The following is a 12045-nucleotide window of genomic DNA, read 5'->3' on the forward strand; positions in this document are numbered from 1 at the left end:
ATGTTTTGCTCATTTAGCGCACCGCGCTGACCAGGGGGTATGGTTCCGAGCCATGCCAAAGTGGGCGCTCTTCCCGCGGATGCGGTTCAGCAGGCAGGTGCTGCTGCTGCAGATCGGCGTGGTCGTGCTCGTCGTCGGGATCGGCGTCGCGCTCGTCAGCGCGCTCCTGCGCAGCACGCTGACCGACCAGTACGGCCAACGGGCGCTGGCGATCGCGAAGTCGGTGGCGGTGGACCCGGTCGTGGTGGCGAACGCGGCGGCGAAGATGCCGGGCGGCGCGCTGGAAGACCGGGCGCTGGCCGTGACGAACGTCAACGACGCGTTGTTCGTGGTGATCACCGACGACAACGGCATCCGGCTCGCCCACCCGACGGAAAGTCTTATCGGGCAGAAAGTCAGCACGTCGGCGGAACGGGCACTCGCCGGGTTCGACGAGGTCAGCGCCGTGCAGGGCGGCACGCTCGGACTTTCCGTCCGCAGCAAGACGCCGATCTGGACGCCGGACCACCGGCGGGTCGTCGGCGAGGTCAGCGTCGGCTTCGACGTGGCCGACCCAGCCGATGTCTTCACTGAGCTCCTGGTGATCACGCTCTGGTTCGCGGGCGGCGCGCTGCTGCTCGGCGCGGGCGCGTCGGCGCTGCTGAACCGGCGGCTGCGGCGCGTCACGCACGGCCTCGAACCGCACGAACTCACCGAGCTGCTCTACGAACGCGAAGCCGTGCTGCACGGGATCGGCGAAGGCGTCCTCGCCGTCGACGAGGCGAACCGCGTCTCGGTGCGCAACGACGAGGCCGAACGCCTGCTCGGCACCGAACTCCCGCTCGGCGCGGCGATGGCCGACCTCGAGCTTTCCCCGCGGCTGCACAAGGCCGTCGCCGAGGGGCGGCCGGTCGACAACCTCCTCGCGGTAGCCGGAAACCGCGTGCTCGTCATCAACTCGCGCGCGGTTCGCCGGGACGAGCGGGACATCGGCACCGTGCTGACCTTCCGCGACCGCACCGACCTCGACACGCTCACCCGCGAGCTCGACGGCATCCGCGCCCTGTCCGACGGCCTGCGCGCCCAGCGGCACGAGTTCGCCAACCGGCTCCACACCCTCCACGGGCTGCTCCAGCTCGGCCACCACACCGAGGCCGTCGAGTACCTGCAGACGCTGACGGACTCGCCGTCGGCGCGGCCGAGCGAGCTGGGCGACGCCGTCGCCGACCCGTACCTGCAGGCGCTGCTCGTCGCGAAAACCGAGCAGGCGCAGGAAAAGGGGCTCACGCTCAAGCTCGCCGACGACACCTGGGTGCCCACGGCCGTGACCGACCCGATCGCCGCGAACACCGTGATCGGCAACCTCGTCGACAACGCGCTGCACGCGGCCAGGATGGGCCCGCGGCGGCCGGCGACGGTCGAAATCAGCTTGCTGGCCGAAGGCGACACCCTGCATCTGTCCGTTGTGGACAGTGGGTCCGGCGTCCCGGAAGACCTGCGGGGGACGTTGTTCGACGAAGGCGTCTCGACGAAGATCGCGCCCGGCCACGGACTCGGGCTGGCGCTCGCCCGCCAGGCCGCGCGCGCCCACGGCGGCGACGTCTGGCTGGCCGGTCCCGGCGACGGCGAGACGGGGGCCCTGTTCGTCGCGAAACTGCCCGGAATGCTGACGGAGGACGGATGATCCGCACGCTCATCGTCGACGACGACTTCCGGGTCGCCGGGGTGCACGCCGGGTTCGTCGAGGAGGTCGACGGGTTCGCGGTGGTCGGCACCGCGCACACCGCGGCCGAGGCGCGCGCCCGCGTCCGGGAGCTCGCGCCCGACCTGATCCTGCTCGACGTCTACCTGCCCGACGAGTCCGGCCTCGCGGTGCTGCCGGAGCTGCAGACGGACACGATCGTCCTGTCCGCGGCGACCGACAGCGCGTCGGTGGCCGCGGCGATCCGGGCCGGCGCGCTGAACTACCTGATCAAGCCGTTCACCACGCGCCAGCTCGCGGAACGGCTGACGTCGTACGCGCGGTTCCGCGGCCTGCTCGCCGAAGACCGCGCCCTGGCCCAGGACGACGTCGACCGCGCGTACCGGGTGCTGCACGACCAGGACCGCACGTCGGCGCCGAAGGGCCAGTCGACGGCGACGTCCCGGCTGGTCTCGGAGCAGCTGCGGCGCGCCGGGCGGCCGCTGTCGGCCGCGGAGGTCGCGGGCGAGCTGGGTATGGCCCGCGCGACGGCGCAGCGGTACCTGACGGCGCTCGCCGAGTCGGGGACGGTCCAGATGCGCCTGCGCTACGGCGCCACCGGGCGCCCGGAGCACGAGTACCGCTGGAGCGACGCCTGACGTCAGCGGCGCGTGGTCGTCGTCGTGTCCGCGCGGTACTGGTACTGCTGCATCATGCTCTCGGCCACGCCGACCCACGACTGGACGAGGTTGGCCGACGTCGGCGTCGGCGAGGGCAGGTCGACGCGGGCCTGGTCGTCTTCCGACTGCTTCTTCTTCGACTGCGGTTTCGCCTGGGCCTGGACGTTCTTCGTCGCCGGCTTCGCGGGCACCGCCACGTACACGGTCGTCGGGGCCGGGGTGGCCAGGGGCGCCTGCGGGGCTTGCGGCTGGGGCGCCGGTGCCTCGGCGACGGCCGGGCGCGGGTCCAGCTGGGCGACGTCGGCCGGGGGCGAGCCGAACAGGCTGCCGGTCGCGAGTCCCCCGGCCAGCCAGCCGGCGGCGACGAGCAGCACCGCGGCGCCGCTGCCCAGCCACGTGCGGGCGCGGCGCCGGATCACCACCGACTTCGGGCGCAGGTCCTGGTCGCACACCGGCGGCCGGGTGAAGATCGGCTCGGCGGCCATGACGTCGTCATCGGTGCGGCGGCGCCGGGGCAGGCTCGCCGCGACGATGCCGGTGCGGTCCAGCAGCTCCACCGCGGTGCGGTCGCTGGACGAACGGGTCGCACTGCGCGGTGCGGTGCGAAGCATCGGGGACCTCCGGTAGGGGCGACGCGCGGACCCCACGCATTCTGGACCATTTCGGACGACGCTGTCCGAAAGGCAACCTGAATGAGTGAAGCTCAGTTCCCCATTTGCTTCAGTCCCATGCGCGCGAGGATCGCCAGCGGCCGCTGGTACGCCGAGCCGAGGACGCGCGGGATCGCGTCGATGACGTAGGCGTCCGGGCCGATGAGGATCCGCGCCGACTTCCGTTCGATGCCGCGCAGGATCGTCTGGGCCGCCTTCTCCGGCGTCGTCCGCGCGATGCGTTCGAAACCCTGGGCGGCCTGCTCCTGGTCGTCGGCGAGGCTGCGCGCGTTGCGCACGATGTTCGTCTTGATCCCGCCGGGGTGCACGCAGCTCACCGCGACCGGGTACCGCGCGATCAGCATTTCTTCGCGCAGCGCTTCGGTGAATCCGCGGACCGCGAACTTCGCCGCGTTGTACGCGCTCTGCGTCGGCACGCCGACGAAGCCGAAGATGCTGGAAATGTTCACGACGTGCCCGTCGCCGGACGCGATGAGGTGCGGCAGGAACGCCTTCGTGCCGTTCACGACGCCGCCGAGGTTGATGCCCATCAGCCAGTCGAAGTCCTCGAAGGTCATCTCCTCGACGGTCGCGCCCAGCGCGACGCCGGCGTTGTTCACGACGACGTTGACGCGGCCGAACTCTTCGGCGACCTCGTCGGCGTGGGCGAGCACGGCGGCGCGGTCGGCGACGTCCAGCGTGTACGCGCGAGCGTTGTCGCCGGCGAGCTTCGCGGTCTCTTCCGCGTTCGCGGCGTTGACGTCGGAGAGGACGACCCGCGCCCCGCGGCGCGCGAACTCGAGCGAGAGCGCCCGCCCGATCCCCGATCCCGCCCCGGTGACCACCACGACCTTGTCCGCGAACTGCTTCATCGGCCCTCCCGCCCGCTTGGTGTTACTCCAGAGTTACGGATACTAGCGGCTGTGAGGTTGCTGTGGGTGTGCCGATCGTGTCGGTGCGGCGCCTTAAGGTGATGGGGTCGGTGCCCCGGATGAGTGCGACGAGGAGGCGATGCGCGTGCGGCGGCCTGCCGTCCTGCTCATCTTCGCCGCGGTCCTGCTGCTCGGTGCGGCCTTCGTCGTCTTCGCGACCCGGCCGGCGCGGACGGCGAGCGCGACCCCGCCGGACACCGGGGTCGTCGAAGCCGCGCCGGTGTCGACGCCCGACCTGCCCGCGGGGTCCAGCCCGGCGGTCGGCGCGCTGTTCGTCGACGGCGCCCACTACTGCACCGCCAGCGTCGTCCACAGCGACCAGGGCGACGTCCTGCTGACCGCCGCCCACTGCATCCACGACGGCGAGGGCGGCGGCTACCTCACCGGCGTCACCTTCGCGCCCGGCTACCACAACGGCGTCGCGCCGTTCGGCTACTGGACGGTGTCCGACGAGCTCGTCGCGCCCGGCTGGAGCACGTCGTCGGACCCGGACCTCGACGTCGGCTTCGCCACCGCGCACCAGATCGGGGCCACGAGAACCCTGGAAAGCCTGGTCGGCGCGAACACCCTGGCGACCGGCACGGCGTTCGAGCAGGCCATCACGCTCACCGGCTACCCGGACGACGCCGAGGTGCCCGCCGTCTGCCAGAACACGACGAGCCGGCAGGACACCTACCAGCTGAAGGTGGCCTGCGCGGGCTTCCCGACCGGCACCAGCGGCGGCCCGTGGGTCACCGGGCAGGACCCGAAGACCCGCCTCGGCACGGTCATCGGCGTCATCGGCGGCTTCGAGTACGGCGGCGACGACCCGGACACGTCGTACTCGAGCTACTTCGACACGGACGTCCAGGCCCTCTACCGGCAGACGACCGCCCGGGCATGATGCGCGTATGAGCGATCCCGTCGACGTACCCATCACCGGCGAGCCCATCCGGCTCGGCCAGTTCCTCAAGCTGGCCGGCCTCGCCGAAGACGGCTCCCACGCGAAGGACCTGATCGACGCGGAGGAGGTCACGGTCAACGGCGAGGTCGAGACCCGCCGCGGCCGCCAGCTGACCGACGGCGACGTCGTGGCGGTCGGCGAGGACCGCGGCAAGGTCGTCCTGGTCTCCTAACCCACGCTGGTCAGCGGCGGCAGGCCGATCGCCGCGGCCAGCGCGTCCAGCTCGCGGCGCACCGGGCCGGACAGCGGCACCCCCAGCGCCCGGCACTGCTCCAGGTGCTGGGCCTCGCGCCAGCCGGGGTACCGGATCGGCGCGCCGCCCTCCCAGCCGAGCATGCTGCCGAACAACGCGCTGGCCGCGCGGTAGAAGCCGTCGGCGCTGCGCAGCGTCGTCGGCGCGATCGCGAGCACCAGCAGGCCGGTGTCGTGCTCGTGGTCGGCGACGCCGGAGAGCACGCCGGCGAGGACCTCGACCAGCAGCGTCAGCCCGGCGGCTTCCTCGCCCGGCTTGTCCATGTCGAAGACGAACTCGGGGTACGCGCCACCCGGCGCGGCCATGCCCAGCGGGTTCACCGGCTGGCCGGGCTCCCCGCCCGCGGCGAGGACCAGGCCGATCATCGCGTGCGGCAGCGCGCGGGCGGCGTGGTGCCCGGCCCGGCCGAACGGCCCGATCCCGCGCAGCGAAACGAGCCCGACGCCGAAGCGGCCGGCCCGCGCCACCGCCCGGTCCATCGCATCGCCGACGGCCCAGAGCCCGGGCGCGCGGCGGTAGTCGATCAGCGCGGCGGCCCCGCGGTCGGCGATCATCAGCGGCTCGGCGTGCGGCACGACGAGCCCGGCTTCCAGCAGAGGCAGGTGGACGCGGGTCAGCTCGGCGACGCCGGTGTCCGGCGAACCGGTCAGATCGCCGTGGCAGAGCGCTTCCGCGGCGATGCGGGCGCGGGCTTCGGGGAAGCCGTGCGCGGCGAAGACGTGTGCCACGAGGGTGACCAGCTCGTCGGCCCGCACGCGCGGCCAGGCCTGTTCCGGGATCGGGGTTTCCGGCGTTCCTTCTTCGGGGGCGCGGGGTGCGGGGCGGGCGGAGCGGAAGGGACGCGGTCTGAGGGGCACTTCCCCGACATTGCCCAAGCGCGGGTTCGGGCGTCAACGAGGTTCGCCCGGCCCTACCCGACCGTGTGATCGGGACGTCCGGAGCGACGTACCCTGGGCGGCATGTGCCGAAACATCACCACCCTCCGGGGGCTCCAGCCGGCCGCGACGGGCGAGGAGATCGAGGCCGCGGCCCGGCAGTACGTCCGCAAGGTGACCGGCGTGCAGTCGCTGTCGGACGCCACGCGCGAGCCGTTCGAAGCGGCGGTCGCCGAGATCACGCGGATCACCGCGGAACTGCTGGAGCAGCTGCCCGAACGCCGTCAGCCGCCGGCGACCGTGCCGCCGCTGCGCCGGCCCGAGGTGCGGGCCCGGATCGCGGCCCAGGCGCTCAAGCGGCCGTAAATTGTCGGACCCCGTCGCTAGGCTGCCCGCATGGGTGGACAGGCATTGGTTTTGGGTGGCGGCGGGGTCGCCGGGATCGCGTGGACGACGGGGCTGTTGGCGGGCCTGGCCGAGCACGGCCAGGACCTGACGGGCGCGGACCTGCTCGTCGGGACGTCGGCGGGCTCGGTCGTCGCGGCGCAGGTGACGAGCGGGACTCCGCTGGACGAGCTGTACGCGCGCCAGGTGGATCCGGCCAAGCAGACCCCGGAGATCCCGGCGGAGATCGACTTCGAGAAGTTCGCCGCGGCCTTCGGCGACGCGGTCACGGTCTCGACGTCCCCGGTCGAGGTCCGGCGCGCGATCGGCGAAATGGCGCTCGCGGCCGAGACGGTGTCCGAAGCGGACCGCCGCGCGGTACTCGAGGCGCGGCTGCCGGTGCACGACTGGCCGGAGCAGCGCCTGGTGATCGTGGCGGTGGACGCCTCGACCGGTGAGCCCCGCCGGTTCGACCGCGCGTCGGGCGTGTCGCTGGTCGACGCGGTGGCGGCGAGCTGCGCGGTCCCGGGCGTCTGGCCACCGGTGACGATCGAGGGCCGGCGGTACGTGGACGGCGGCGTCCGGTCGGCGGAGAACGCGGACTACGCGACGGGGCACACGCGCGTGACGGTGGTGGCGCCGCTGGGGGCGGACGCACTGCTGCCGATGGAGAAACCGCTGCTGGAGATCCTGGACGACTTGCGCGCGGCGGGCGCGGAGGTCGCCCTGGTCACCCCGGACGAGGCCTCGGTGGCGGCGATCGGCGAGAACCCGCTGGACCCGGCGAGCCGCACACCGGCGGCGGAGGCGGGTCGCGCGCAAGGAGCGGCGTTGACGCTCAGCTGGACGTAGGCCGGGGTTCGCGACCGCGCCGCGGCCCGAGGACGAAGCCCGTCGCCGCGATCGGCAGCAGTGCGCCGCGGGCCGGGTTCAGGGTGCCCGCGACCTCGTCGGCTACCCTCGTGGGGCGAGGTAGCGTGTCCGAGCGGCCGAAGGAACATGTCTTGAAAACATGCGAGGGGGCAACCTCTCCGTGGGTTCGAATCCCACCGCTACCGCTCCGGACCCCGGGCGCGGAGTAGCCGCGCCCGGGTTCAGCCCTCCACCTGCTCCAGATGCTCGAAGACCCGGTCGAACGCCGCCGCGATCGTCGCCTGTTCTTCGGGGCTCAGCAGGTCGATCAGGTGCTCGCGCACTCCCTCCACGTGCGTCGGCGCGGCCTTCTCCAGCAGGGCCTTGCCCTCCGCCGTCAGCTCCGTGATCACGCCGCGCTTGTCCTCCGGGTCGCGCACGCGCCGGACGACGCCCGCGTCCTCGAGGCGGCCGACCTGGTGGGACAGCCGGCTCTTCGTCGATCCCATCAGGACCGCCAGCTCCGACATCCGCATCCGGGAGTCGGCCTGCATCTCCAGGCAGACGAGCACCTCGTAGTCGGTCAGCGACACGTCGTGGCGGTCGGTCAGCTCGCGGTGCAGGCGCTGCCGCAGCCGCAGGGTCGCCACGATGTAGGAGCGCCACGCCGCCATCTCGGCATCGTTCAACCAACGCACAGGCCGCTCCTCGCTCATAAGGCAGCCTAGAACGCTGATCAAGGGAACGCGCGGTCCGAGTCCGAACTGCGTGCCGCTGAAAACGTCGCCGCAACATCGCCCGAAGGTGGGGTTACGAAAAGGTTGAGACTCGGCCGGAAAAGGCGCATTCTGCTTGTCTGCGGATGGTCGGCCAGGGTAAGGCGCGGCGACGGTGACGTGCCGGCCCGGCTCCCCGCCGGGAGAGGTCAGGTGGTTGCGTGGCGGGTGATCCTCGCGGTTGACCGCCGGCTGTGTCCCCGCGACCGGAACGGTTCACAAACGGGCCGGGCGCGATTGCGAACAGCCACACGCGCGGGCTTCCTTGCGTTCACGCATACGGCGTCGATCTGGCCTGTATCGGGTCACGACCTCGGCAGTCGTGACGACAGCGCCTGAACGCCGGCCCGATTCGCGGCCAACCGCTCGACCAAAGACAAACCTCGGTACAGAGCCTGGGTGCGGCCGTCAGCGCGACGGTCGCGCCCAGGCTCGTTACCATTCGCTTCGTGAGATTCGACGACGACGCCGGCCTGGACGCCTCCGAGGTTCAGGACCTGCGCGGAAGCGGTGGAGGCGGCGGCGGCGGGATCGGCGGCCGCGTTGCGCTCGGCGGTGGCGGACTCGGCGTCGTCGGGCTGATCATCTACTTCGTGCTCTCCCAGCTCGGCGGGGTGAGCCTCGGCGGCGGCAGCGGGAGCGGCCTGAGCGGCGGGCTCGGCAGCGTCGGCTCCGGCCAGCAGGTCGACAACACGAAGCTCGCCAGCGAGTGCAAGACCGGCGCGGACGCCAACAAGAACCACGACTGCGCGATCGTCGCGATCGTCAACTCCGTCCAGGACTACTGGACGCAGCAGTTCGCGCGCTCGGGCTCGACGTACCGCAAGGCGCCGACGCGGTTCTTCAACGGCGGCGTGCGCACCGGCTGCGGCAGCGCCACGTCCGACACCGGCCCGTTCTACTGCCCGGCCGACTCCGACGTGTACATCGACCTGTCCTTCTTCAACGAGCTGAAGACCCGCTTCGGCGCGCAGGGCGGCCTCTTCACCGAGGCGTACGTCCTCGCGCACGAGTACGGGCACCACGTGCAGAACCTGCTCGGCACGTCGAAGAAGGGCACCGGCACCGGCCCGACGTCCGGTTCGGTGCGCCTGGAGCTGCAGGCCGACTGCTACGCCGGCGTCTGGGGCAACCACGCCTCGACGACGCCGACCGAGAGCGGCAAACCGCTGATCACCGACGTCACGCAGGACGACATCAATTCGGCGCTGGACACCGCCTCCCGGATCGGCGACGACTACATCCAGCAGAACCTCGGCGGCGGCCAGGTCGACCGCTCGAAGTTCACCCACGGCACGTCCGCGCAGCGCAAGAAGTGGTTCACCACCGGCTTCCAGACCGGCGACCCCGCCCGCTGCGACACCTTCGGCACGAACAACCTGGGTTAAGACACGAAAAAGGGGCCGTCCCGAGTCGGGACGGCCCCCTCTTCGTCGTTACGCCGTCACAGCGTGCGGGTCACCGGCGACGGCGCGAGCGGAGAAGTTCCGCTGCGCGCCGCGTTCGGCGGCCTTCTGCTTGGCCGTCTTGCTGTTGCCCGGCTTCACGCCGTTGACGCTCTCGGTGCTCGTCGCGTAGACGCCGAGGGCCCAGGCGACACCGTCGGCGTTGCGGTCCAGCGCGGCCCGGTCGATGTTGCCCAGGTTGTCGCAGGCCTGGTGGTAGCACGGGTCGAACGCGATGCCGGCCGTACCGCCCCACTTCGCCGCCTGCGCCGGGGTCTTCACGACTTCGGCGCCGGTGTCCAGGCCGCCCGCCGGGATGCCGACGGCGATGAACTCGCCGTAGTCCGAGCGGCCGGTGAAGTCGGTGCCCTCGAGGGACACGCCCCGCGCGGCCTGCATGAAGTCGACGAAGGTCTTCTCGATCTGCGCCGAGCCGTACGCGCCCGCGCCCGCGCCGACGCCGTCGGAGTTGTCGCCGTCGTAGGCGAAGTAGCCGGCGTTCGGCGAGCCGATCATGTCGAAGTTCAGGTACAGCGCGATGTCCAGCTGCTGCTCGAAGCTCAGCTGGTCGACGTAGTAGGTCGAGCCGATCAGGCCGAACTCCTCCGCGCTCCAGAAGCCGAAGCGGACGGCGTTGTTGACCTTCGGGCTGCTCCCCAGCTGCAGCGCCGTCTCGAGCAGGGTCGCCGAGCCGGTGCCGTTGTCGTTGATGCCGGGGCCGGCCGGGACGCTGTCGAGGTGCGACCCCAGCATCACGACGTTGTCCTTGCGCCCGGCCTTGGTCTCGGCGATGACGTTGTAGCTGGTCCGCGCCTCCTGGAGGGCGCGCAGCTCCAGGGTCACGTTCTGCCCGCCGAGCGTGGCCAGCTGCGCCCCCGCGGCCGCCCTCACGCCCCCGGTCGGGATCTTCGCGTTCTCCGGGCCGCCGAGCGTCCCGTTCACGTCGCCGTCGGTGTTGTTGTAGACGATGGCGCCGATCGCGCCCGCCGCCGCGGCGGTCTGCTGCTTCTGCGCGAACGAGCAGCCGCCGCGCTTGATCAGCGCGATCTTGCCCGCGACGTCCGCGGTGTAGTCCGTGGCCTCGCAGCCGCTGGTGTCGTCGACCGCGACCACGGCGAGCGGCGCGGTGATGCCGCCGACGGGCGTCGAGACGGTGTACTCCATCGCGATCACCGGGACGTTCCGGCCGCCCGCGGTCAGCTTCTGGGCCAGGGTCTGCGAGTAGGTGAAGGGGAATTCCTGGCGCGTCACCTGGAAGCCGGCCGCTTCGAGCTTCGTCGCGATGTACTCGGCGGACTTCTGGTGGCCCGCGGTGCTGGCCGCCCGGGTGCCGCCGTTGGTGTCGGCGATCCGCTGCAGGGCGATCAGGTGCCGGTTGACGCCGTTGACGTCGACCTTCTTCACGAGCTGCTTGGCCAGTGCCGGGCCGTCGGGGACCGTCGTCGCGGCGGCGGCCGGGGTGAGGCCGAGCACGAGGGTCACGCCGGCGGCGATGGCCGCCGGCGGGAAAGTTCTCTTTCGGAAGGATGACATGGTTGCTCACCTTTGTTCCGAATGAGAAGTACGTCAATGCGTCATTCGGCGGGAACTTCGTCCCCCGGTATACGGTCGACACATGTACGCGATCACCATCCGTGAACCAGGTGACCCGGAAGTTCTCGAGTGGACGGAGGTCGCGGATCCGCGTCCCGGCCCCGGCGAAGTGCTGGTGGACGTCGCGGCGAGCGCGGTGAACCGGGCGGACCTCCTGCAGCGCCAGGGGCACTACCCGCCGCCGCCCGGGGCGAGCGAAATACTCGGCCTCGAATGCTCCGGAACGATCGCCGAACTCGGCGAAGGTGTCGAAGGCTGGAACGTCGGCGACGAGGTCTGCGCGCTGCTCGCGGGCGGTGGCTACGCGGAGAAGGCCGTCGTCCCGGCCGGGCAGCTGCTGCCGGTACCGGCCGAGATCGACCTGATCACGGCGGCCGCGCTGCCTGAGGTGGCGTGCACGGTGTGGGCGAACGTCGTGATGCACGCGAAGCTCACCGAGGGCGAGGTGCTGCTGGTCCACGGCGGCGCCGGCGGCATCGGCACGCACGCCATCCAGGTCGGCAAGGCGCTGGGCGCGACCGTCGCCGTCACCGCGGGTTCGGCCGACCGCCTCGAGAGCTGCCGCCAGCTCGGCGCCGACGTCACGATCAACTACAAGGAACAGGACTTCGTCGAGGTCCTCAAGGCGGAGACGGGCGGCGCGAACGTCATCCTCGACAACATGGGCGCGTCCTACCTCGGCCGCAACGTCGACGCGCTGCAGCAGGACGGGCGCCTGGTCATCATCGGCATGCAGGGCGGGGTGAAGGGCGAGCTGAACGTCGGCACGCTGCTCGGCAAGCGGGCGTCGGTGTTCGCGGCGGGCCTGCGCTTCCGGCCGCTGGAGCAGAAGGCGGCGATCGTCGCCGACGTCCGGGAAAACCTGTGGCCGCTGGTGTCCGATGGGCTCGTCAAGCCGATCGTCGGCCAGATCGTGCCGATGGCCGAAGCCGCGTCCGCGCACCGGATCCTGGAAGAGGGCTCGGTGTTCGGGAAGGTCCTGCTGGCCGCGAAGTCCTGACT

The 12045-nt window shown here is 71.6% G+C and carries 13 protein-coding genes and 1 tRNA gene; 9 read left to right on the forward strand and 5 right to left on the reverse strand.

From position 1 onward, the window contains the following. The first annotated feature begins 79 nt into the window (after positions 1–79). Together ACZ7OH_RS12235 and ACZ7OH_RS12240 are read left to right on the forward strand one after the other, a co-directional pair. Entirely contained in the window at positions 80–1663 is a 1584-nt protein-coding gene (locus ACZ7OH_RS12235; RefSeq protein WP_470280884.1) for a sensor histidine kinase, read from the forward strand. Beyond that, positions 1660–2319 carry a response regulator gene (locus tag ACZ7OH_RS12240; protein ID WP_470280827.1) on the forward strand — a complete coding sequence of 220 codons (660 nt, stop codon included), beginning with the start codon at positions 1660–1662 and terminating at the stop codon, positions 2317–2319. Before ACZ7OH_RS12235 ends, ACZ7OH_RS12240 begins: the two co-directional genes overlap by 4 nt. 2 nt (positions 2320–2321) lie before the next feature. Here the strand turns inward: ACZ7OH_RS12240 and ACZ7OH_RS12245 are convergent, their stop codons facing one another. Together ACZ7OH_RS12245 and ACZ7OH_RS12250 are read right to left on the reverse strand one after the other, a co-directional pair. Further along, complete coding sequence (locus tag ACZ7OH_RS12245; protein WP_470280828.1) at positions 2322–2951, reverse strand: hypothetical protein; 630 nt, start codon at positions 2949–2951, stop codon at positions 2322–2324. Positions 2952–3043: 92 nt separating this feature from the next. Then, entirely contained in the window at positions 3044–3862 is an 819-nt protein-coding gene (locus tag ACZ7OH_RS12250) for an SDR family oxidoreductase (protein WP_470280829.1), read from the reverse strand. 139 nt (positions 3863–4001) lie between these two features. On the opposite strand from ACZ7OH_RS12250, the gene ACZ7OH_RS12255 reads away from it, so the two are divergent. Both ACZ7OH_RS12255 and ACZ7OH_RS12260 read left to right on the forward strand, forming a co-directional pair. Beyond that, complete coding sequence (locus ACZ7OH_RS12255; RefSeq protein WP_470280830.1) at positions 4002–4805, forward strand: trypsin-like serine peptidase; 804 nt, start codon at positions 4002–4004, stop codon at positions 4803–4805. 7 nt (positions 4806–4812) lie between these two features. Next, positions 4813–5037, forward strand: coding sequence for an RNA-binding S4 domain-containing protein (locus ACZ7OH_RS12260; RefSeq protein WP_286000501.1), 225 nt, complete (start codon positions 4813–4815; stop codon positions 5035–5037). Here the strand turns inward: ACZ7OH_RS12260 and ACZ7OH_RS12265 are convergent. Beyond that, positions 5034–5975, reverse strand: coding sequence for an Ldh family oxidoreductase (locus tag ACZ7OH_RS12265; RefSeq protein ID WP_470280831.1), 942 nt, complete (start codon positions 5973–5975; stop codon positions 5034–5036). The genes ACZ7OH_RS12260 and ACZ7OH_RS12265 overlap by 4 nt on opposite strands. 102 nt (positions 5976–6077) lie before the next feature. On the opposite strand from ACZ7OH_RS12265, the gene ACZ7OH_RS12270 reads away from it, so the two are divergent. The 3 genes from ACZ7OH_RS12270 (at position 6078) to ACZ7OH_RS12280 (ending at position 7435) form a co-directional block, all read left to right on the forward strand. Further along, on the forward strand, positions 6078–6359 hold the full coding sequence (locus tag ACZ7OH_RS12270; protein ID WP_086675629.1) for a DUF2277 domain-containing protein: 282 nt from the start codon (positions 6078–6080) through the stop codon (positions 6357–6359). A gap of 30 nt (positions 6360–6389) precedes the next feature. Further along, positions 6390–7229, forward strand: coding sequence for a patatin-like phospholipase family protein (locus ACZ7OH_RS12275; protein ID WP_470280832.1), 840 nt, complete (start codon positions 6390–6392; stop codon positions 7227–7229). Positions 7230–7348: 119 nt separating this feature from the next. Beyond that, positions 7349–7435: transfer RNA gene (locus ACZ7OH_RS12280), tRNA-Ser, on the forward strand. Between the two features lie 36 nt (positions 7436–7471). Here ACZ7OH_RS12280 and ACZ7OH_RS12285 read toward each other — a convergent pair. Further along, positions 7472–7945, reverse strand: coding sequence for a MarR family winged helix-turn-helix transcriptional regulator (locus ACZ7OH_RS12285; RefSeq protein ID WP_470280833.1), 474 nt, complete (start codon positions 7943–7945; stop codon positions 7472–7474). Positions 7946–8454: 509 nt separating this feature from the next. Here ACZ7OH_RS12285 and ypfJ point away from each other — a divergent pair. Beyond that, on the forward strand, positions 8455–9393 hold the full coding sequence (ypfJ, locus tag ACZ7OH_RS12290) for a KPN_02809 family neutral zinc metallopeptidase (RefSeq protein WP_470280834.1): 939 nt from the start codon (positions 8455–8457) through the stop codon (positions 9391–9393). Positions 9394–9441: 48 nt separating this feature from the next. On the opposite strand, the gene ACZ7OH_RS12295 is transcribed toward ypfJ, so the two are convergent. Further along, on the reverse strand, positions 9442–10983 hold the full coding sequence (locus tag ACZ7OH_RS12295; RefSeq protein WP_470280835.1) for a M28 family metallopeptidase: 1542 nt from the start codon (positions 10981–10983) through the stop codon (positions 9442–9444). Between the two features lie 82 nt (positions 10984–11065). Here ACZ7OH_RS12295 and ACZ7OH_RS12300 point away from each other — a divergent pair, with 82 nt between their 5' ends. Further along, positions 11066–12043 (forward strand): NAD(P)H-quinone oxidoreductase, encoded by a 978-nt coding sequence (locus ACZ7OH_RS12300; RefSeq protein WP_470280836.1) that lies wholly within the window; start codon positions 11066–11068, stop codon positions 12041–12043. Positions 12044–12045 lie beyond the last annotated feature (2 nt).

The organism is Amycolatopsis sp. NPDC114478 (genome assembly GCF_055633805.1).